Source organism: Cupriavidus campinensis (assembly GCF_905397395.1).
Classification (GTDB): Bacteria; Pseudomonadota; Gammaproteobacteria; order Burkholderiales; family Burkholderiaceae; genus Cupriavidus; species Cupriavidus campinensis.
The window spans coordinates 87,589-106,785 of the sequence record NZ_CAJPVH010000015.1 but is presented as its reverse complement, the minus strand read 5'-3'; the positions used below and the strand labels follow the sequence as shown (position 1 = coordinate 106,785).

Genomic DNA, 19,197 nt, shown 5'->3' with positions numbered 1-19,197 from the left:
GCCGGGCTTTTTTGCGTCTGCCTGCCTACCGGCCGGCTTACTTGTTCGGCTGCGGCGTCAGGCGCAGGTAGGGGCGAACCGCCTTGTAGCCCTTCGGGAATTTCTGGCGGAGGACTTCCTCGTCCTTCAGCGACGGCACGATCACCACGTCGTCACCATCCTGCCAGTTGCCCGGCGTGGCCACGCTGTGGTGGTCGGTCAGCTGCAGGGAATCGATGACGCGCAGGATTTCGTTGAAATTTCTACCGGTACTGGCCGGGTAGGTAATGATCAGTCTTACCTTCTTCTTCGGATCAATCACGAACAGCGAACGCACGGTCAGGGTCTCGCTGGCGTTCGGGTGAATCATGTCGTAAAGCTCAGACACTTTACGGTCTGCATCGGCCAGAATCGGGAAATTCACCGAGGTCGACTGGGTGTCGTTGATATCGCCAATCCAGCCTTTATGGGACTCCACGCTGTCCACGGACAGGGCGATGGCCTTGACATTGCGGCGCTCGAACTCGCCCTTCAGCTTGGCCGTCAGGCCCAGTTCGGTGGTGCAGACCGGGGTGTAGTCCGCCGGGTGTGAAAACAGCACGCCCCAGCCGTCGCCCAGCCAATCGTGGAAGCGGATGCGGCCCTCGCTCGATTCTTGCTCGAAGTCCGGTGCGATGTCGCCAAGACGCAGTGCCATTGTGAAAATCTCCAGGGGAAGGTTGAAGGAACCAGCTTAGTTGGATTGCGATCCAACCGAAACGAATATAAAGTCACTATAAAATCACTCGAAGTCATAAAGACGCTCGGGTGAACGGCTTGCCTTGAAACGATGGGCAACCGCCACATATCCTAAGTGGAAGACAGAAAGCGCCACAAGCGAGAGCGAGCAAGGCAAAATGTCACCATTCGAACCAACCGCCCGCAAACAGGAGAAACTGATGAGCGATGTGAAGACCGTTCTGTCCGATGCCGAAGAACTGCTTAAGCAAGCGGCCTCGACCACCGGCGAGAAGGCTGCCGAGTTGCGCGAGCGCGGCATGGGCCTGCTGAAGCAGGCCAAGGAAAAAGCCCAGGATCTGCAGGACGCCGTGGTCACCAAGAGCAAGGCCGCCGCACGCGCCACCGATGACTACGTGCATGACCACCCGTGGAAGGCCGTGGGCGTGGCGGCCGGCGTGGGCCTGCTCATCGGCCTGCTGCTGAACCGCAAGTAAGACAGGCGCAAGCCGGCCGGCATACGGGCTCAGCGCCCGCGCCGGCCCGCGCCGAAGGCCCGGGAGGCGCGGCGCCATGCCGCCACCCGGTCCGCTCATCGAGGATGCCGCCAATGCCGGCGCATCGATTCTTCGCCGGAGCCGCATGAGCGAATCCCCATCCCCCAAGTTCCTGGAATCCCTCCGCAACCTGACCAGTTCGATGGTGTCGATGGTCCAGACGCGCCTGGAGCTTGCCAGCGTGGAGCTGGCCGAGGAACGCACCCGGCTGATGAAAGTCGCCCTGCTGGCCTGCTTCGGGCTGGTGTTTTTCGGCATGGCGCTGATGACCTTCACGATCCTCGTCGCCATCCTGTTCTGGGAAACCTACCGCTGGCAGGCCATCGGCGCGATCGTCGTGATTTATCTCGTCTGCATGGCCGCCTGCCTGCTTACCGCGCGCCGCATGGTGCGCAACGCCCCGCCGCTGTTCGCGGACACACTCGCCGAACTCGACAAAGACCGGGAGATGCTGCGCCGATGACCACGCCCGACGACGACTCCATGGACGAACGCCGCGCCGACCATCCGCGCCCGGTACGATTCTCGCGCGAGGTGAAACTCCCGCTGGCCGTGCGCAAGGAACTGCTGATCACCCGCGCGGCGCTGGAACGCTACGACGCCGTGCAGGCGCTGCGCCAGGTGCGCGGCGGCGCGCGCCGCATGACCAATGTGGGCGCCTGGCTGCCCCGGCTGACGCGGCCCTCGGGCTGGCTCAAGATGCTGGGCGTGACGCGCGATTACCCGATGCTGAGCACCGCCATCACCCTGGCGATGCCGCTGCTGCGCCGGACCGCCATTGGCCGCATGGCCTGGAAGCTGTCGAAATACGGCATGGTCGCCGGCGCCGGATACTGGGCCTACAAGACCTGGCAGGATACAAGGACCCCGGCCAGCGCGGCCGAGGTCGTCGCCGCCAAGGCATTCGATACCGGCTTCCGGGACCCGCTCGTGCCCTCCCCCACGCCGAACGCACCGCCGCCGGCCCAGCCCTGAACCTGGACTGAACCTGGCCTGAAGCTACCTCAGAGGGTGACGGCGAACCGCTCGGCGCCGTCCACCACCACGGCGTTGCCGCGTGCGAAGGGCGCCGGCGCGCCGATCAACTGGCCCTGGGCGTAGTCCACGCCCAACGCCCGCAGCCGCTCCCGCATCGCCTCCGACTCGACGAACTCGGCGATGGTCTTCTTGCCCATCGCGTGCCCGATCCGCTGGATCACCTCCACCATCACCGCGTTGACCGGGTCATCGAGCATCTCGCGCACGAAGCTGCCGTCGATCTTCAGGTAAGCCGCCGGCAGGTGTTTCAAATAGGCGAATGACGACATGCCCGCGCCGAAGTCGTCGAGCGCAAACACGCAGCCCATGCCCTGCAGTTGCTCAATGAAGGCCGCCGCCTGCGCCAGGTTGTTGATCGCCGCCGTTTCCGTGATTTCGAAACAGATGCCGGACAAAGCGATGTCATGGCGGACAGCCTGCTGCCGCACGAAGCCTGGGAAGTGTGCATCGGCCAGCGAAGCGCCGGACATGTTGATCGAGCACATGCCGATCTCGCCGGGCTGCTCGGCATGCATCCGCGCCAGCGCCGCGAACGCAGTTTCCACCACCCATCGGTCGATCATCGGCATCAGGTTGTAGCGCTCGCACGCCGGCACGAAGGCCATTGGCGGCACCAGTTGACCCTGCTCGTCCACCAGGCGCAGCAGCAGCTCGATATGCCGGCCCGCCCCGCCAGCCGAACCCGCCGTGCCCGGTTCTGACGCCTGCAGCGGCACGATGTCCTGCGCGTAGAGGCAGAAGCGCCCCGCGCTCAGCGCCGCGTGCACCCGGCTGACCCACTCCATCTCGCCGTGCCGGGCGCGTACCACGCTGTCGTTCGGCAGATACACCTGCACGCGGTTGCGGCCACCCTCCTTCGCCATGTAGCAGGCCGCATCGGCAGCACTCAGCGCCTCCTCGACCTTGCCGGTACCGGCATCGATTCGGACCAGTCCGATGCTGACCCCCAATGAGAAGATTCGCTGTCGATGCGCGTAGCGGAACGTGGCAATGGCACGCCGCAGGGCCTCGGCCACGCGTTCGCCATCGCCCGCCTCGCAATGTTCCAGCAGCACGCCGAATTCATCGCCGCCAAGCCGCGCCAGCGTATCGCCCTTGCGCAGCTGCTGGCGCATGACGGCGGCCATCTGGCGGATCAGCTCGTCGCCGGCGGCATGGCCGCAGGTGTCATTGACCACCTTGAACTGGTCCAGATCGAGGTACATCAACGTGTGCGCGGCGCCCTCCTGCCGCACGCGGGCGATGGCGGCCGCCACGCGGCGCTCGAATTCGACGCGGTTGACCAGCCCGGTCAGCGCATCGTGGCTGGCCTCGTGCGCCAGTTGGGCAGCGTGGGCGCGCTCCATGCTCACGTCGTGCAGCACCAACACCACGCCGATGGCGTGCCCGCCCTTGTCGCGCATCAGCGCCACCGAAGGCTTGACCACTACCGGCCCTTCTTCGGCGCGGCCCGCCAGCAGCATCACCGACTGGCTCGGCCAGCAGTCTTCCAGCGCGCGCGGCACCAGGTCGGTCACCGGCATGCTGGTCGATTCGTCCAGCAGCGGGCAAACCTGGGCCAGGAAACAGCCGGCCGCCTCGGCCTCGGACCAGCCGGTCAGGCGCTCGGCGGCCGGGTTCATCGAATCGATGCGCCCCCAGACATCGGTCGTCACCACCGCCTCACCGATAGCGCGCAGCGTGACCTGGGCACGCTCCTTCTCGGCGAACAGCTGCGCCTCGAAGCGCTTGCGGTCGGAAATATCGCTCAGGGAGCCCGCCATCCGCACCGCCTTGCCCACCGGGCTGCGCACCATGCGGCCGCGCGCGCGGACCCACAGGTAGCCGCCCGGCTTGCGGCGCAGGCGGATCTCCACATCGTAGGGCGTGCCCTCCCGCACGTGGCGGGCCAGTTGGCGGTCGAACTCGGCCACATCGGCCGGATGCATCAGCGCCAGCAGGGTTTCGCGTGCGTGCGGCAGCTCGTCGGCGCCAAAGCCGAGCATCTCGGCGCAGCGCGGCGAGAAATAGAGTTCGCCATGGTGGGGATGCCAGTCCCAGAGGCCATCGTTGCTGCCCGCCACGGCCAGTTGCAGCCGCTGCTCGCTCTTGGCCAGCGCGGCGCGCAGCTGGCGCTCCTTGCGCTGGGTGCGCATCGACAGCCACGAGGCACAGCCCAGCAGCAGGATCGTCAGCAGCACGGTGCCGGACAGCAGCACACCCCGCACGCGCCGCGATGCCTGGCCCAGCGCGGCCGAGAACGCCATCGCCATTGGCCCGAGCCGCGCGTCCAGTTCGGCAATCTCGCGTTGGAGCGGGGGCAGGCAGGCCGGTTCCGCCGGCGTGCCGACACATTCGCGCAAGTGGTTCGCCACCACCGTCAGGTGGGCGATGTCCACGTCGGCGGCGGCCCAGACGGCAATCGCCCGGTCGATTTCCGTCACATTCCGGAAATAGCGGTACAGCCGGATCATCCCGGGGATGTCGTCGTGGTGATTGCCGCCGATGAGCAGCCCTTCCACGGCCACCTGGCGATTGAAATCGGGACGTTTTTCGAGTTCGAGACGGGCCTGCCTGTCCCCGAGGGGCACGGCGATGGCGGCCCGGTAGGCGTCGAAGTCGGCAGGGTCGCGCGCATCCGCATAGCGCAGCAGGTGCATCACCGCGTCCTTCTGCCCCTTCGACCACAGGCTCTCGCCAGCCACGAAACCGCGCGCGGCGGACAACATGTCGACGCTGGCCAGACAGAACAATGCGAGCGCCAGCACCACGGGCAGGAACGGCCAGATGATGCGCAGAACATGCTCATTGGCCGGGAGGGCGGTACCGCCTTGCTGCATAGAGACATCCCGCGCCGGCGTGCGGCGCTGACCCAGTGGACGAATGAAGCGATGGCCACGCCGGGGTGCGGCGTGCCAAGTGCATTTTCGATGACCGGGAACGGCGCTGTCTCTAACTCAGACTGGTTAATTGGCCCCTAGCGGCTGACGAACACCGCCAGCAGCAGAATCGCGTTCAGCGCCAGCAGCGTGCCGAGCACGATGGCCACGCGGGGGATGGCCGGACGATGGCGGACCTCGCTGGCGGCGCCGGCCGCTTCCGGCTGGCCCTCGGCCCGGGATGGCCGTTCGCGGCGCTTCAGCACCCAGTCCAGCCCGACGCTCGCCACCAGCAGCAGCCCGAGCCACAGCAGCCAGGCCCAGGCCATCGCATGCCGGGTGGAGAAGTTCGCGAAGGCGCCACCGACCTCCTCCTTGGGCAGTGGCGGCCGGGTATCGTGCACCGAGGAGAGCAGCGACGACTGCGGGAGGGCGTCAGGCGGCGCCGCCATCGTCAGCGCCAGCACGGGGGCCGCGTCGGGCAATGCAGGCGTCGATTCGGCGGTGGGCGGCGAGACGGGAACGAGGGTTGCGGGCGGCACCTCCGGGCGGGTCGCCGCGGAGAATTCCGGCGCCGGCCGCGCCTGCACCGGCCTGGACGGCGGCTGCGCGGGCGGCCTGCCGGCAGTCAGCCGGTCGCCACGGTGGCGCCACCATTCGGCGAACACGGCATCGAGGCACGGCACGGAGGTACAGGCATCGCGCTTGCGGCGCCACGCCTGCAAGTCGCCCATGCGCAGCGTGCCGGCACGCAACTGGCGGCGCTGGTCGTCGTCGATCCGCAGGTAGCCCATGTGGAGCATCGCGTATTCGCAGATCATGCGCTGGGCCACGGGGCGGCGGTCCGGCGGGCTGCCGCAGCGCTGGCCGGGCGACACCGGATCGTCACAGCGCGCCGTGGCGGACTGCGGCGCTGGCTGGCAGGCGATGTCAGACGCCTGCGCGGCGCCTACAGCGACCAGCCCCCACGCCAGCAGCGCGGCCAGGCGAGCCAGAAGGCTGTTCATCGTGTCGTCTCATCGCATCCGAAATGAGGGGTTCGCGCGCCGGCAGAGGCGCACGGGATGAACCATGGATTTTGGACGCACGGCGCAGGAGTTCTGTGCGGCGGCACACGCCGGGGGCGGAAAGGCCAAACAAAAACAAAAAGGGCCTGTGACTTGCGCCACAGGCCCTTCTGCAATGCTGGTGGGTCGTGCGTGACTCGAACACGCGACCAACGGATTAAAAGTCCGCTGCTCTACCGACTGAGCTAACGACCCGCAAAAATCGAATCCGCGATTATAGAGAGGTACCTGTCAGGCGTCAACCCTCAGGCCATGCGCTCCAGTCGCCATATCTGGTACTTGAAGGCCAGCCACGCGCCGATCACGATGCCCGCGAGCGCGATGAAGGACCCCACGGCCAGCGTCGAGACGCCCGAGAGCCCCTGCCCGATGGTGCAGCCCAGTGCCGTCACGCCGCCCGCGCCCATCAGCATGCCGCCCACCATGTGGTTGGCCACATCCTCGGCATTGCCGAAGCCTTCCCAGCGGAACGAGCGCGTGGCCAGCGCGTACACCGCCGCGCCGGCAATCACGCCGATCACGCTGACGATGCCGATGGTCAGCACCTTGCTCTTGTCGCTGAACATCATCAGCCAGTCCAGCGTGTAGGCGTACGGCGCCACGAAGCTCAGGCTTTCCATGCGGCCGCTGTTCGTGCCGACGAACAGTTCCTCGAGCGTGTTCGGGTCTTCCGACACATAGCCGAGATGGCCGGACACGTACCACATGCCAACGATGATCAGCCCCACGCCGAGGCCCCCGAGCACGTTGTCGAAGGTCCGGAATCCGCGTCCCGCCAGCGCCCACAGCACCAGCGCCGCACCGATCGCGCCGCCCAGCGCCAGTTGCAGCGTGCCGCGCGCCATGCCACTGCCCTGCGCCACCAGCGACGGCAGGTCCTGCGTGGCCGGCAGCGCCACGGACACTGCATCGACCGTGTTCACGCGCACCACGCCAAACAGGCCGCGCAGCGTCATATAGGCGGAGAGCCCCAGGAACACGAACACCACCAGCGACTTCAGGTTGCCCGCGCCGATGCGCACCAGCGTCTTGCTGCCGCAGCCGGAGGCCAGCACCATGCCAAAGCCGAACATCAGCCCGCCCACCGCCGCCGACAGCCAGGCCAGCTTCGCCGAGGTGTAGATCGTCTTGGTCGGGTCGATCAGGCCGGCCCAGGCCAGCGCGCCGGTGCCGATCATCGCCACGCCGATGGCCATGACCCACATGCGCATGCGGCTCCAGTCGCCGATGTTCACGATGTCCGAGATGGCGCCCATCGTGCAGAAATGCGTGCGCTGGAGAATGGCGCCGAACAGGAAGGTCAGGGCAAACGTGCTCCACAGCACGGTGTGGGTGAGCGCGGGAATGTCGATGTCAGGCATGGTGGACCGGGGGTGACTCGTATTTTTATGATGTGCTGGTGCAGGAATCAATCAGGCAGCGGCCTGGTAGCGCGTGGGGTCGGGCACGCCCGCCGTCTCGAAGCCGGCGCGGCGGATGCGGCAGGAGTCGCACACGCCACAGGCGCGGCCTGCGTCGTCGGCCTTGTAGCAGGAGACGGTCAGGCCGTAGTCCACGCCCAGCTTCACGCCCGCGCGGATGATCTCGGCCTTGGTCATGTCGATGATGGGCGCGTGCACGCGGAAGCGGTCGCCCTCCACGCCGGCCTTGGTGGCGAGGTTGGCGAGCGCCTCGTAGGCGGACACGTACTCGGGGCGGCAGTCAGGATAGCCGGAGTAGTCCACGGCGTTGGCGCCGAAGAACAGGTCGCGGCCGCCGATCGCCTCGGCCCAGCCCAGGGCCAGCGACAGCATGATCGTGTTGCGGGCCGGCACGTAGGTAATCGGAATGCCGCCGGTGGCGCCGTCGGTCGGCACGTCGAGGGTGTCGTCGGTCAGCGCGGAGCCGCCGAAGCGGCGCAGGTCGAGGTCGATGATCTCGTGGCGCTTCGCGCCCAGCGCCGCCGCCACCAGCTTCGCGGCCTCCAGCTCGGACGAATGCCGCTGGCCGTAGCGCATGGACAGCGCGTAGGTTTCAAACCCGGCGGCGTTGGCCATGGCGAGGACGGTGGCGGAGTCAAGTCCGCCAGAAAGCAGGACGATGGCGCGTTTGGTCATGATCAGGGGGCGCGGACGGCGCGGAATGGGGGTCGCTGACTGCGAAAGCGCGTATTTTAGCGCGCCGGCGGGCCGCCCCCAATCAGGCCGGGCTGATGGTGCCCATCGCCGGGTCCTCCCATCGTTCCAAAAGAAAAAGCCCGCCAGAATCTCCAGCGGGCTTCCTCCTGCAACGGTACTGCCAGGCAGGCCGGTTACTTCAGGGTCTTGAGCCGGTTGCTCGCGGCCTGGGCCCCTTCGGTGCCCGGATACTTGGCCACCACCGTCTCCAGCGTCTTCTTCGCCGCGGCCTTCTGGCCGGACTCGAGCTGGTTGTTGGCGATGGCGATCATGGCGTCCGGCACCTTCGGATGCGTCGGGTTGGCCGACACCATGCTCTGCAGGACCGTCGTCGAGCCCTTGTAGTCACGCTGCGCGTAGAGCGAATTGCCGAGCCAGAACTGCGCCAGCGGCAGGTAGGGGCTTTGCGGATACTTCTTGGCAAACGCCGAGAACGCATTGCCCGCACCCTTGAAGTCGCCCGACTGGAACTGCTTCAGCGCCGCGTCGTACTCGGGCTTCTCGGTCGGTTGGGCCAGGCCCTCGCGGCCGTCCACGGTCACCTGTTGCGGCTCGAACTTCTTGAGCCGCGCGTCCAGGTCAGCGTAGTAGTCCTTCTGCTGCTTCTGCAGCGTATCCACCGCGTTCTGGAGCACCTCGTTCTGACCGCGCAGGCGGGCCACCTCTTGCCGCAGACCTTCGAGCTGGTTCTGCATGTCGAGCTGGGCCTTGCTGTTCTGGTCGATGCGCTGGGAAGCCGTTGCCTGGAAACCGTTGAACTGGTCCCGCAACGTGATCACGGCGCGGCGCGCCTCGTCGTCGTCGAAGACGCCGGCGTGCGCGGACGTGGCTGCCAGCAAGCCGCCTGAGACGGCCGCCAGCCACAACAGGGTGGATGCGCGAGCATTCATGAAGACTTATCCGTAGATCAGTAGGCGATGTCGGCGCGACGGTTCTCGGCCCACGACGCTTCGTCGTGACCGGTGGCCTTCGGCTTTTCCTTGCCCAGGCTCACGGCTTCCATCTGCGACTCGGGCACGCCGAGCGACGACAGCGAACGGCGCACGGCCTCGGCACGCTTCTGGCCCAGGGCGAGGTTGTACTCGCTGGTGCCGCGTTCGTCGGTGTTGCCCTGGATCAGGATCTTGCGACCCTTGTTGGCGCCCAGGTACTGCGAGTGGGCCTGCAGCATGCTCTGGTAGTCGGACTTCACGCTGTAGCTGTCGAAGTCGAAGTACACGCTGCGCTTGGCCAGCGGGCTGTTCGGATCGTTCAGCGGGTCACGCGAGACGTCAACCGGCGCCACGGCGCGCGGGTCGGTGGTCGGCGTAGCGCCGGCACCCGACTTGGCGGTGTCATCCAGCTTCACGCCGGAGCTGCAGGCGCCCAGTGCGAGCAGGGCGGCGAGGGCGAGCGACTTGGTCATCATTTGGGACATGGCAATAACTCCTCTTTTTTCTATTGCACTATTGCATGAAAGGACCCCAGGACGGCTCGCGAACTTCGCCGGACTGGAGAGACAGCACCTGCTTCGTACGGCCATCCGTGGACACCGCCGCCAGCACCGAGCGGCCGCCCACGCGGGTGGCGTAAAGAATGTACTTGCCGTTGGCGGCGAAGCTCGGGGCTTCGTCATTGGACGTATCGGTGAGGGACGTCACGTCACCGTTGGAGAGGTCCTGCAGCTGTAGCTTGAAGCCGCCCGAACGCGAGATGAAGGCCAGGTACTTGCCGTCCGGCGAGAGGCGCGGACTGACGTTGTAGTTGCCCTTGAACGTCACGCGTTGCGCCGCGCCGCCCTCTTCGCCCGAGGCCGGCATGCGGTAGATCTGCGGCGCACCGCCGCGATCGCTCGTGAAGTAGATGCTCCGGCCGTCCGGCGAGAACTGCGGCTCGGTGTCGATGGCGCTGCTGCGCGAGATGCGGCGCAGGCCCGAACCATCGGCGTTGACCAGGTACACCTGCGTATTGCCGTCACGCGAGAGCGCCAGCGCCAGGCGCTGGCCGTCCGGCGACCACGACGGCGCGCTGTTGTTGCCCTTCTGGTTCGACACCAGCGTGCGCTTGCCCGTGGCCAGGTCGTGCACGTAGACCACCGGCTTGCGCGCCTCGAACGAGACGTAGGCCACGCGGCGGCCGTCAGGCGACCACGACGGCGAGATGATCGGCTCGGTGCTGGTCAGCGCGATCTGCGCGTTCTGGCCGTCCGAATCGGAGATCAGCAGCTGGTAGCGGTTGCCCACCTTCGACACGTACGACAGGCGCGTGGCAAACACGCCTCGCTCGCCGAGCAGCTTCTCGTAGATATAGTCGGCGATCTTGTGCGCGGTCACGCGCAGCTGGTTCTGGCCGACCGTGAAGGCCAGGCCGCCCAGGCTCTGGCCCTTGACCGTGTCGTACAGGCGGAAACGCACCTCGTACTGGCCGTTGCCGGCGGGGGTGACGCTGCCAGCCACGAAGGCATCGGCGCCGCGCGACTTCCAGCTGCCCAGGTCCACCTGGGCCGATTCGGCCACGGTGGCGCCGCCCGGATCCACGTTGCGGAAGCGGCCGCTGTTGACCAGGTCGCTGCGGATGATGGCGGTCAGGTTCTGCGGGGCCTGCGCCTCGCCCTGGAAGTTGGCGGTGGCCACCGGAAACTGGTTCGAACCCACCCCGGTGATTTCCACATTCAGTTGCGCGTGTGCCACGCCGGCAGACATCAGCGCGGCCGCCAGCCATGCCATCAGCGCGTAGCGGCTTTGCTCGCGCGTGGGCTGGGTGGCGGGCGACGATGTGGATTGAGCGTTGTGCCGCCTTGCGGACAGCCAGTTGGGGGCCCAAAGCTTTCGCATGCTGCTCCTCAGTCGATATCAGGATTCATCGGTGCGGCGGGCACAGCAACTACAGCAGGACGGGCAACGCGCCGCTTGGCGCATGGCCCGTTCTGCGCGCAATTGCACGCTGCCGGCCGCGTCAGGCAACCGTTCATGGTAGCAATGCGACCCAGCGCCATCGATGAAGGTTGCATTATGTTGCAAAACATGGCAGATGAGGCGCCTAGTCCTTGGGCTTGAACGTGATCGTGAAGCTCGAAGGCGCCTTGCCGTTCTCGTCAACCGGCAGCGGGTCGGAGCGCTGTACCGCACGCAGCACGGCGTTGTCCCAGTCCGCGTTGCCGCTGGACTTGCTCAGGCGGGCGGACAGCAGCGAGCCATCCGGCGCCAGCGAGACCGACACCACGGCGGCCGGATTCCCGTCCACATCGCCACCGAAGTTGATGTTCGGCTTCACCTTGCGGCGCACGCGGTCGGCGTAGCCCGGCGACGCCTTGCCGCCCGAGCCCGCGCCGGAGCCGGCCGCATTGCCCACGCCGCCGCCGCTGGAGGTGGCGCTGCCGCCGGCCATCGCCTGCAGGCGCGCCAGCTCGCTCTTGCGCTGGGCGTTGGCGGCGGCTTCGCGCTTGGCCTTCGCATCGGCGTCCGCCTTCGCACGGGCCTTCTGCTCGGCATCGGCGGCCTTCGCCTTCTGCTCCGCGTCAGCGCGGGCCTTGGCGTCAGCCTTCGCCTTCGCGTCGGCCGCTTCCTTGCGGTCGCGCTCGGCCTGCTCCTTGCGATCCTGCTCAGCCTTCTTCCTGGCGTCTTCCTTGCGCTGCGCCTCTTCGCGCTGCTGTTGCTGGCGCAGGTCTTCCTTGCGCTGCTCTTCCTTGCGCTGGGCGTCGCGTTTTTCCTGTTCCTTGCGGGCGGCCTCGCGCTCGGCGGCCTCCTCGGCCTGCTTGCGCTTCTGGCGTTCCAGGGCGATGTCCGCGTCTTCCTCGGCCTTGCTGCGTACGGCTGGCTCGGGCTGCGGCGTCGGGCGCGGCTGCTCTACCGGGCGCGGCGGCGGGGCCGGCGTGGTGTCGGGAATCTCGTCCCACAGCTCGGCTTCAGCGCCCACCGGCGTGCTGCTCTGCCAGCGCACGCCGTAGTAGAGGACCAGCCCGAGCAGCAGGTGCATGAACAGGGCCATCAGGAACGAGCGCGTGGTGCCGCGCTCCTTCACCGGCTGGTAGGGGTAGGCGGCGGCCTGTGCCCGGCGCTGCGGCCGGGCTTGCGGATGACGTGACGAGAGACTGGCCACTGGATGTCGCGGGGCTTACTTGGACTTGACCATCAGGCCCACGCGCTTCACGCCGTCGGCCTTCAGTACGGACATCACGTCGAGCACCGCCTCGTACTTCACGGCACGGTCGGCGGCGATCACCACGGGCTGGTCAGGGTTCTCATTCTGGCGCTGGTGGACGAAATCCAGCAGGCCGCGCTTGTCGAGCTTGCGCTCGAAGGCGTTGCCGGCATTGTCCTTGCCGCTCGCGGTCAGCGTGCCGTCCTCATGCACGGACACGACGATGGGCGGCGCCTTCTGCTGCGGCGTGGCCTGGGCCACGGAAGGCAGGTCGACCACGGCCGGGTTCACGATGGGGGCCGCCACCATGAAGATGACGAGCAGCACGAGCATCACGTCGATGTACGGCACGACGTTGATGTCGGCGCTGGCCCGGCGGCGCGAGCCGCCGCGACGCTGGATGGCTGCCATGGCTGGTGCTCCGAATGCGATGAATGAGGTGGGTTAGCGGGTCTGGCGCTGGAGAATGTTCAGGAACTCTTCCATGAAACTCTCGAAACGGATGGCCAGACGGTCGATCTCCGTTGCATATCGGTTGTAGGCGATCACGGCCGGAATCGCTGCAAACAGGCCGATGGCCGTGGCCACGAGGGCTTCGGCGATACCGGGCGCAACCGATGCAAGCGTCGCTTGCTGCACATTCGACAGGCCGCGGAACGCGTTCATGATCCCCCACACCGTGCCGAACAGGCCGATGTACGGGCTCACCGAGCCCACCGATGCCAGGAACGGCAGGTGCGACTCGAGCACATCCATCTCACGCTGGTAGGCGGCGCGCATGGCGCGGCGGGCGGCATCGAGCAGCGCGCCGGCGTCGCTGCTGCGCTCGCGGGCCTTCAGGAACTCGCCCATGCCGGACTCGAAGATGCGCTCGAGCGCGCCGGTGTTATGGCGATTGTTGACGGCGCTGTTATAGAGCGCCTGGAGATCGCCGCCGGCCCAGAAGTCGCGCTCGAAGATTTCCGTCTGGCTGCGCGCGGCGCGCAGCGCCAGGTGCTTGCGGAAAATATAGGTCCACGAGAAGAGGGACATCACCAGCAGCAGCGCCATGACGGCCTGTGCCAGCAGGCTGGCGTGCAGCACCAGCGAGATAATCGACAGGTCTTGCGTGACGGTCACCGGATTCATCGAGCGTTTCTTATAGTTGCGAGAACAGGAGCAGGAATCGGGGCCGGACGAAATGTGCTTTTATCGACACATCCCACCCGGATCTTGCCGCTGGCCAGTTGGAGGTCGTCGCGCCACGCTTCTTGGGCGAATTGGACCGATGCCGGCCCCACCCGTTCAATCACGGTGCGGATTTCCAGCTGGTCGTCCAGCCGGGCGGGCGCATTGTATTCCACAGCAGTACTGCGTACCACGAAGACCACATTGGACGTATCGGCAAGATCCTGCTGGCCGATTCCGAGCGAGCGCAGCCATTCGGTCCGGGCCCGTTCAAAGAATTTCAGGTAGTTGGCGTAGAACACCACGCCGCCGGCATCCGTGTCTTCCCAGTACACGCGCAGCGGCCAGACAAAGTTCGGCATGGCCGGCATTGTAACGGACCGCAACGGCCCGCCACAGGTAAACCCGCAGGAGAAATGCAACAGCAAGTTGCGAGCCAGGCGCCGCGCGGCTTGGCGGGAAGCTGGCCCGATGCACGACCGCCACACTCCGCACCGCCCTGCCCCGCCCTTGCCCCCGGGGCACCGCCTTGCGGCGCGGCGCGGCCTCGCGTAAACTCTGCGGCAACCATTCCACCTTGCGCGACTGGCGAAGTCAGTGGGTACTACCACGAGGAAGCGCAAGTTCACTGGCGTGAATCACAAACGCCTGCCGCTCGCCTGGGCAGCGAATGGGAAGCAGGGTGCGCCCTGCACCGGACGACATCTATATATATAGGGGTCACTGGTGCCGGACGCCGATGCCTTCCCCGCGCGCCCTAATCGCGAAGTTCCGCGAAACCCCCGAGATGTATACCGATTGCCTGTTCGCTATCCGAAAAGTGCATCGGCATCCCTTTTTTACAGACGAGTCACGCCATGTTTGAACGCAGCCGTTTCACCATCGAGCAGATCGACCCCGAAGTCTTTGCCGCGATCCAGAAGGAAAACCAGCGCCAGGAAGACCATATCGAGCTGATCGCGTCCGAAAACTACACCTCGCCGGCCGTGATGGCCGCCCAGGGCTCGCAGCTGACCAACAAGTACGCCGAAGGCTATCCCGGCAAGCGCTACTACGGTGGCTGCGAGTACGTGGACGTGGTGGAGCAGCTGGCCATCGACCGCGTGAAGCAGCTCTTCGGCGCCGAAGCCGCCAACGTGCAGCCGAACTCGGGCTCGCAGGCCAACCAGGGCGTGTTCTTCGCCATGCTCAAGCCGGGCGACACCATCATGGGCATGAGCCTGGCCGAAGGCGGTCACCTGACCCACGGCATGGCCCTGAACATGAGCGGCAAGTGGTTCAACGTCGTCAGCTACGGCCTGAACGCCCAGGAAGACATCGACTACGATGCGCTGGAGAAGCTGGCCCACGAGAAGAAGCCGAAGATGATCATCGCCGGCGCTTCGGCCTTCGCCCTGCGCATCGACTTCGAGCGGATCGCCAAGGTGGCCAAGGATGTTGGCGCCTACTTCATGGTGGACATGGCCCACTACGCCGGCCTGATCGCCGCCGGCGTGTACCCGAACCCGGTGCCGCACGCCGACTTCGTGACCACGACCACCCACAAGAGCCTGCGCGGCCCGCGTGGTGGCGTGATCCTGATGAAGGCCGAGCACGAGCGCGCCATCAACTCGGCCATCTTCCCGGGTATCCAGGGCGGCCCGCTGATGCACGTGATCGCCGGCAAGGCCGTCGCCTTCAAGGAAGCGCTGACGCCGGAGTTCAAGTCCTACCAGCAACAGGTGGTGAAGAACGCCGCCGCGATGGCCGAGACGCTGATCGCGCGCGGCCTGCGCATCGTGTCCGGCAAGACCGAGAGCCACGTGATGCTGGTGGACCTGCGCGCCAAGCAGATCACCGGCAAGGAAGCCGAGAAGATCCTCGGCGACGCCCATATCACGGTGAACAAGAACGCCATCCCGAACGATCCGGAAAAGCCGTTCGTGACCTCGGGCGTGCGCCTGGGCTCGCCGGCCATGACCACGCGCGGCTTTAAGGAAGACGAGGCGCGCCAGGTGGCCAACCTGATCGCCGACGTGCTGGACAACCCGCACGACGAAGCCAATATCGCCAAGGTACGCGAGCAGGTGTCCGCCCTGACCCGCCGCTTCCCGGTCTACGGCTGATTTCCGGCTCGTAACCGGCATCGCGCCTATCTATATAGTGCGTGTGACCAACGGCGCTGCCCCGGCAGCGCCGTTTTACCTTTTGCACACCGCGGGCGATAATGCGGCCCGGCATATATCTTCAGGTGGTCCGGCATGAAATGCCCCTTCTGCGGTCATTCCAACACCCAGGTGCTTGACAGTCGTGTCTCCGAAGACGGTGACACGGTGCGCCGCCGCCGGCGTTGCGAAGCCTGCGACCGCCGCTTCACCACCTACGAGCGCATCGAGCTCTTCTTCCCCGCCATCGTCAAGAAAAACGGCTCACGCGTGGACTACACGCGCGGCAAGCTCAAGGACTCGATGCGGCTGGCCCTGCGCAAGCGGCCGGTGTCCGCCGAGGCCATCGACCAGGCCATCACCCGGATCGAGGAAAAACTGCTGGCGCTGGGCGAGAAAGAGATCGCCAGCAGCCAGGTAGGCGAGCTGGTCATGCGCGAATTGCGCAAACTCGACAAAATTGCCTATATCCGCTTTGCTTCCGTTTATCGCAGTTTTGAAGATGTGTCGGAATTCCGCGACGTACTCGACGAATTTTCCCCGCCTACCCCACGAAAGGGGTAGCTACTTCGTAAAAAAAGCTGTCTAATCTGCACTGACCTCCTTCGGGTAAGGGGGCCGGATGGCGAACGCGTGCACGGCGTAAACGGAGCCCAACAGAGGCTCCGGCGCAGCAAAACTCCAACGCGCCGCCCATAGAAAAGCAAAAGAACAGTTCGATTTTTTGGACGGGAGTCACAAATGGGTCAGTCTTTCTGCCTTTGGGCAGTGGGCTTGCTGACGCCTGCTCGGCCTGCGTCCATGCCCGCTGGCATGGGGTCGCCGCGGCATGCCAGCCAGCCGCACAGCCGCGCCCGCATCGGGCGTCTCCACCGCTCTCAGACGCGCATCATCGGCGGGTTCACGCTGATCGAGCTGCTGACTGCCGTGACGATCCTCGGCATCCTCGCGGCAGCGGCTATCCCCAACTTCCGCTCCTTCCTGCATAACAGCCGCATCGCGACGGAATCGTCGAAGTTCTTCACCGAAATCGAAGCGGCCCGCAGCGAGGCAGCACGGCGCAACGGCACCGTCACGATCTGCCCCGTGGGCACCGGCAGCGCCTGCTCCGCCGACTGGAACCAGCGGCGCGTGATCTTCGCCGATCTCAACGCCGACGGCGTGGTCGATCCCACAGACGACGTGCTGCGTTACAGCGACGACCCGACCCCGACCCTGACCCTGGAAGCCAGCAACCTGGGCGCCACGTCCGACCTGGTGCGATTCCGGTCCTCGGGCGCCTCCACCTCCCCCACGGCCACCTGGAAGTTCTGCGAACGCAATTCCGAACTGCCCGGCCAGACCGTCAGCATGACCGGCAGCGGCCGCCCCCAAACCCAGCAGCAGACGCCCTGCATCTGACGCCATGTCGCCCTCCCAACAGAACGGCCTACCGAGACGTGCCCGCCCGGTTCGACTGCGCACGCCCGCGCGCGCGCGCCATGACGGGTTCACGCTGATTGAGTCACTGATCACGATTGTCGTGCTCGCCATCGGCGTCCTGGCGCTGGCCATGCTGCAGCTCCGCACGCTGGTCGATACCCGCACGGCGTCCATGCGCAACGTGGCCACCACCATGGCCTACAACCTGGCAGACCAGATGCGCAGCAACGAGGTCGCGCTGACGGCTGGCGCGTTCGACAAGCCGAATAGCGTGCCCAATGCCGATTGCTATGCGGCCAAGGGCTGCACGCCGGCCGCCATGGCCGGGGCCAGCTTCGCGGCCTGGCTGGACGATTTGAAGGAAGCGCTGCCCGCCGCCAGCGGAATGGTCTGCATCGATGCGTCCCCCAATGACGGCGACGCCGCGGACCCGCAGTGCCAGAACGTCAACGGCGCACCCTACGTCATCAAGATCTGGTGGCGCGAAGACGGCCAGGACACCCCTCAACGATTCGTGACCGCCTTCGTGCCATGACTACGTCCATCCGCAAGCCGAGGCGCCGCGCGCAGGGTTTCACCCTGGTCGAACTCATGGTCGGCATGGTGATCAGCATGCTGCTGGTCATCGTGGTGATCTCGCTCTACCTGGCGCAGCAGCGCTCGTACAACACACAGGGCGATCTCGCCGAAGTGCAGGAGAACTCGCGCGCCATTGCGCAGTTGCTGCAACGGCAGGGCCGCCAGGCCGGATACTCCGACTTCACCTTCCTGGACAACAGCTTCGGTGTCAACGAGACGCTCGAAGCCACCAACGATACCGGTGTCAATACCAGCGACACACTGACCGTGCGCTATTTCGGCTCGTCGCCGCCGGGGGCAGACCCCGCAGCGGTACCGGGCACGCCCACGGCCCCGACGCCGGACGGCACCATGGTCGACTGCGCCGGCAACGATGTGAACGGTAACATCCTGGTGACCGAGGTGTTCTCGATCGTCAACGACGCGGCCGGCGTGCCCTGGCTCCAGTGCACGGTCAACGGGGCCGCCACGCCGCTGTTCCCCAATGTCGAGGCCTTCCAGATCCTGCTGGGCGAGGATACCGACGGCGACCAGACCGTCAACCGCTTCGTCCCGCCCGGCGCGGCAAACATGGCCAACGTGCGCGCCCTGCGCGTCTCGCTGGTGCTGCGCGGCAAGAGCACCACGAACGCCGCGCCGACCTCGCTGGTCATGAACCACTTCGGCAAGGTGTATGCGCAGAACGACGTCGCCCCGGCCGGTGATGCCGGCAGCGTCATGAACATGGCCAACGACGGCCGCCTGCGCAAGCACGCCACGTTCTTCATCGCCCTCCGCAACCGCCTGAACTGACACGACATGACGCGAATCCCTCCCCGTCCGCGCGCCCGCCTGCATCGACGCCAGGGGCAGCGCGGCATCTCGCTGGTGCTGGTGCTGCTGTTCCTGATCATCCTGACGCTGGTCGGGCTGGCCGCGAGCATGTCCAGCCTGTCATCCGAGCGCATGGCCCGCAACACGCGCGACCAGAACATCGCGCTCCAGGCCGCCGAGGCGGCGCTGCGAGATGCCCGCAACGACATCCGCAACATCCGCTTCATCTCCGGCGTCACCGGCGCCGCGCTGACCTGCGACGTCGCCGGCTTCAAGGGCTTTTGCCTGCCCGCCGTGACGGGCAAGCCGGCGTGGGACCTGTACCTCGAAGATCCTGCCCGGTCCGTGGAACTTGGCGAAATAACGCTGCTGACCGCCGACCAGAAGATGCCGACCGGGGGCGCCAACGGCGTCTCGAAGCAGCCGCGCTACCTGATCGAATCGATCCCGGACATCAACGAAGGCAGCCTCGAGGCCGGCAACATCAAGTACGTCTTCCGCGTCAGCGCCATCGGCTACGGGGCCAACCCGAGCACGAAGGTGATGATCCAGGAAGTCGTGCGTTTGTGATTCTTCCCGAA

At 66.3% G+C, this 19,197-nt stretch carries 21 protein-coding genes, 1 tRNA gene and 1 riboswitch; of the genes, 9 read left to right on the top strand and 13 right to left on the bottom strand.

Annotation, left to right across the window (positions count from 1 at the left end; all coding sequences use genetic code 11):
• Positions 1-37: 37 nt before the first annotated feature.
• Positions 38-676 (bottom strand): peroxiredoxin, encoded by a 639-nt coding sequence (locus KHO18_RS11730; protein ID WP_211943240.1) that lies wholly within the window; start codon positions 674-676, stop codon positions 38-40.
• A 199-nt stretch (positions 677-875) separates the two neighbouring features.
• On the opposite strand from KHO18_RS11730, the gene KHO18_RS11725 reads away from it, so the two are divergent.
• From KHO18_RS11725 to KHO18_RS11715, 3 genes are all read left to right on the top strand, one after another.
• Positions 876-1,193, top strand: coding sequence for a DUF883 family protein (locus tag KHO18_RS11725; protein WP_313818631.1), 318 nt, complete (start codon positions 876-878; stop codon positions 1,191-1,193).
• A 145-nt stretch (positions 1,194-1,338) separates the two neighbouring features.
• Positions 1,339-1,716 carry a phage holin family protein gene (locus KHO18_RS11720; protein WP_144198052.1) on the top strand — a complete coding sequence of 126 codons (378 nt, stop codon included), beginning with the start codon at positions 1,339-1,341 and terminating at the stop codon, positions 1,714-1,716.
• Positions 1,713-2,228, top strand: coding sequence for a DUF3318 domain-containing protein (locus tag KHO18_RS11715; RefSeq protein WP_211943239.1), 516 nt, complete (start codon positions 1,713-1,715; stop codon positions 2,226-2,228). Before KHO18_RS11720 ends, KHO18_RS11715 begins: the two co-directional genes overlap by 4 nt.
• Before the next feature lie 29 nt (positions 2,229-2,257).
• On the opposite strand, the gene KHO18_RS11710 is transcribed toward KHO18_RS11715, so the two are convergent.
• From KHO18_RS11710 to ybgC, 12 genes are all read right to left on the bottom strand, one after another.
• The gene (locus tag KHO18_RS11710; protein ID WP_211943238.1) at positions 2,258-5,110 is read right to left on the bottom strand and encodes an EAL domain-containing protein; all 2,853 of its coding nucleotides are present in this window, start codon (positions 5,108-5,110) and stop codon (positions 2,258-2,260) included.
• 137 nt (positions 5,111-5,247) lie between these two features.
• Positions 5,248-6,156: a hypothetical protein gene (locus tag KHO18_RS11705; protein WP_144198049.1), complete on the bottom strand. Its 909-nt coding sequence runs from the start codon at positions 6,154-6,156 to the stop codon at positions 5,248-5,250.
• Positions 6,157-6,335: 179 nt separating this feature from the next.
• Positions 6,336-6,411, bottom strand: a tRNA-Lys gene (locus KHO18_RS11700).
• A 50-nt stretch (positions 6,412-6,461) separates the two neighbouring features.
• Positions 6,462-7,577, bottom strand: a complete 1,116-nt coding sequence (locus KHO18_RS11695) for a YeeE/YedE family protein (protein WP_144198048.1) — start codon at positions 7,575-7,577, stop codon at positions 6,462-6,464.
• A gap of 51 nt (positions 7,578-7,628) precedes the next feature.
• Positions 7,629-8,312, bottom strand: a complete 684-nt coding sequence (gene queC, locus KHO18_RS11690; RefSeq protein WP_144198047.1) for a 7-cyano-7-deazaguanine synthase QueC — start codon at positions 8,310-8,312, stop codon at positions 7,629-7,631.
• A 194-nt stretch (positions 8,313-8,506) separates the two neighbouring features.
• A complete protein-coding gene (ybgF, locus tag KHO18_RS11685; RefSeq protein ID WP_144198046.1) occupies positions 8,507-9,262 on the bottom strand; it encodes a tol-pal system protein YbgF in 756 nt (251 codons plus the stop codon).
• 17 nt (positions 9,263-9,279) lie between these two features.
• The gene (pal, locus tag KHO18_RS11680) at positions 9,280-9,789 is read right to left on the bottom strand and encodes a peptidoglycan-associated lipoprotein Pal (RefSeq protein WP_186296839.1); all 510 of its coding nucleotides are present in this window, start codon (positions 9,787-9,789) and stop codon (positions 9,280-9,282) included.
• Positions 9,790-9,817: 28 nt separating this feature from the next.
• Positions 9,818-11,185, bottom strand: coding sequence for a Tol-Pal system beta propeller repeat protein TolB (gene tolB / locus KHO18_RS11675; RefSeq protein WP_144198045.1), 1,368 nt, complete (start codon positions 11,183-11,185; stop codon positions 9,818-9,820).
• Positions 11,186-11,390: 205 nt separating this feature from the next.
• Positions 11,391-12,449 carry a cell envelope integrity protein TolA gene (gene tolA, locus KHO18_RS11670; protein ID WP_144198044.1) on the bottom strand — a complete coding sequence of 353 codons (1,059 nt, stop codon included), beginning with the start codon at positions 12,447-12,449 and terminating at the stop codon, positions 11,391-11,393.
• Positions 12,450-12,464: 15 nt separating this feature from the next.
• A complete protein-coding gene (gene tolR / locus KHO18_RS11665) occupies positions 12,465-12,902 on the bottom strand; it encodes a protein TolR (RefSeq protein WP_092290512.1) in 438 nt (145 codons plus the stop codon).
• Positions 12,903-12,935: 33 nt separating this feature from the next.
• Positions 12,936-13,619, bottom strand: coding sequence for a protein TolQ (tolQ, locus tag KHO18_RS11660; RefSeq protein WP_186296838.1), 684 nt, complete (start codon positions 13,617-13,619; stop codon positions 12,936-12,938).
• On the bottom strand, positions 13,616-14,020 hold the full coding sequence (gene ybgC, locus KHO18_RS11655; RefSeq protein ID WP_144198043.1) for a tol-pal system-associated acyl-CoA thioesterase: 405 nt from the start codon (positions 14,018-14,020) through the stop codon (positions 13,616-13,618). The genes tolQ and ybgC overlap by 4 nt, the downstream gene beginning before the upstream one ends.
• Before the next feature lie 209 nt (positions 14,021-14,229).
• Positions 14,230-14,330: riboswitch (ZMP/ZTP riboswitch) on the top strand.
• Between the two features lie 185 nt (positions 14,331-14,515).
• Between ybgC and glyA the strand changes: the two genes are divergently transcribed.
• The 6 genes from glyA (at position 14,516) to KHO18_RS11625 (ending at position 19,186) form a co-directional block, all read left to right on the top strand.
• Positions 14,516-15,763 carry a serine hydroxymethyltransferase gene (gene glyA, locus KHO18_RS11650; protein WP_211943237.1) on the top strand — a complete coding sequence of 416 codons (1,248 nt, stop codon included), beginning with the start codon at positions 14,516-14,518 and terminating at the stop codon, positions 15,761-15,763.
• A gap of 135 nt (positions 15,764-15,898) precedes the next feature.
• Positions 15,899-16,366 carry a transcriptional regulator NrdR gene (gene nrdR, locus KHO18_RS11645; RefSeq protein WP_092290516.1) on the top strand — a complete coding sequence of 156 codons (468 nt, stop codon included), beginning with the start codon at positions 15,899-15,901 and terminating at the stop codon, positions 16,364-16,366.
• Positions 16,367-16,603: 237 nt separating this feature from the next.
• Positions 16,604-17,203 carry a GspH/FimT family pseudopilin gene (locus tag KHO18_RS11640; protein ID WP_211943236.1) on the top strand — a complete coding sequence of 200 codons (600 nt, stop codon included), beginning with the start codon at positions 16,604-16,606 and terminating at the stop codon, positions 17,201-17,203.
• 4 nt (positions 17,204-17,207) lie between these two features.
• The gene (gene pilV, locus KHO18_RS11635; RefSeq protein WP_211943235.1) at positions 17,208-17,759 is read left to right on the top strand and encodes a type IV pilus modification protein PilV; all 552 of its coding nucleotides are present in this window, start codon (positions 17,208-17,210) and stop codon (positions 17,757-17,759) included.
• Positions 17,756-18,595, top strand: a complete 840-nt coding sequence (locus KHO18_RS11630) for a PilW family protein (RefSeq protein ID WP_211943246.1) — start codon at positions 17,756-17,758, stop codon at positions 18,593-18,595. Before pilV ends, KHO18_RS11630 begins: the two co-directional genes overlap by 4 nt.
• 6 nt (positions 18,596-18,601) lie before the next feature.
• Complete coding sequence (locus KHO18_RS11625; RefSeq protein WP_211943234.1) at positions 18,602-19,186, top strand: pilus assembly PilX family protein; 585 nt, start codon at positions 18,602-18,604, stop codon at positions 19,184-19,186.
• Positions 19,187-19,197 lie beyond the last annotated feature (11 nt).

Excerpts from the sequence above, each read along its gene's own strand:
- KHO18_RS11730 (WP_211943240.1), bottom strand. The coding sequence starts at position 676 with ATGGCACTGCGTCTTGGCGACATCGCACCGGACTTCGAGCAAGAATCG.
- KHO18_RS11725 (WP_313818631.1), top strand. The coding sequence starts at position 876 with ATGTCACCATTCGAACCAACCGCCCGCAAACAGGAGAAACTGATGAGC.
- KHO18_RS11720 (WP_144198052.1), top strand. The coding sequence starts at position 1,339 with ATGAGCGAATCCCCATCCCCCAAGTTCCTGGAATCCCTCCGCAACCTG.
- KHO18_RS11715 (WP_211943239.1), top strand. The coding sequence starts at position 1,713 with ATGACCACGCCCGACGACGACTCCATGGACGAACGCCGCGCCGACCAT.
- KHO18_RS11710 (WP_211943238.1), bottom strand. The coding sequence starts at position 5,110 with ATGCAGCAAGGCGGTACCGCCCTCCCGGCCAATGAGCATGTTCTGCGC.
- KHO18_RS11705 (WP_144198049.1), bottom strand. The coding sequence starts at position 6,156 with ATGAACAGCCTTCTGGCTCGCCTGGCCGCGCTGCTGGCGTGGGGGCTG.
- KHO18_RS11695 (WP_144198048.1), bottom strand. The coding sequence starts at position 7,577 with ATGCCTGACATCGACATTCCCGCGCTCACCCACACCGTGCTGTGGAGC.
- queC (WP_144198047.1), bottom strand. The coding sequence starts at position 8,312 with ATGACCAAACGCGCCATCGTCCTGCTTTCTGGCGGACTTGACTCCGCC.
- ybgF (WP_144198046.1), bottom strand. The coding sequence starts at position 9,262 with ATGAATGCTCGCGCATCCACCCTGTTGTGGCTGGCGGCCGTCTCAGGC.
- pal (WP_186296839.1), bottom strand. The coding sequence starts at position 9,789 with ATGTCCCAAATGATGACCAAGTCGCTCGCCCTCGCCGCCCTGCTCGCA.
- tolB (WP_144198045.1), bottom strand. The coding sequence starts at position 11,185 with ATGCGAAAGCTTTGGGCCCCCAACTGGCTGTCCGCAAGGCGGCACAAC.
- tolR (WP_092290512.1), bottom strand. The coding sequence starts at position 12,902 with ATGGCAGCCATCCAGCGTCGCGGCGGCTCGCGCCGCCGGGCCAGCGCC.
- tolQ (WP_186296838.1), bottom strand. The coding sequence starts at position 13,619 with ATGAATCCGGTGACCGTCACGCAAGACCTGTCGATTATCTCGCTGGTG.
- ybgC (WP_144198043.1), bottom strand. The coding sequence starts at position 14,020 with ATGCCGAACTTTGTCTGGCCGCTGCGCGTGTACTGGGAAGACACGGAT.
- glyA (WP_211943237.1), top strand. The coding sequence starts at position 14,516 with ATGTTTGAACGCAGCCGTTTCACCATCGAGCAGATCGACCCCGAAGTC.
- nrdR (WP_092290516.1), top strand. The coding sequence starts at position 15,899 with ATGAAATGCCCCTTCTGCGGTCATTCCAACACCCAGGTGCTTGACAGT.
- KHO18_RS11640 (WP_211943236.1), top strand. The coding sequence starts at position 16,604 with ATGCCCGCTGGCATGGGGTCGCCGCGGCATGCCAGCCAGCCGCACAGC.
- pilV (WP_211943235.1), top strand. The coding sequence starts at position 17,208 with ATGTCGCCCTCCCAACAGAACGGCCTACCGAGACGTGCCCGCCCGGTT.
- KHO18_RS11630 (WP_211943246.1), top strand. The coding sequence starts at position 17,756 with ATGACTACGTCCATCCGCAAGCCGAGGCGCCGCGCGCAGGGTTTCACC.
- KHO18_RS11625 (WP_211943234.1), top strand. The coding sequence starts at position 18,602 with ATGACGCGAATCCCTCCCCGTCCGCGCGCCCGCCTGCATCGACGCCAG.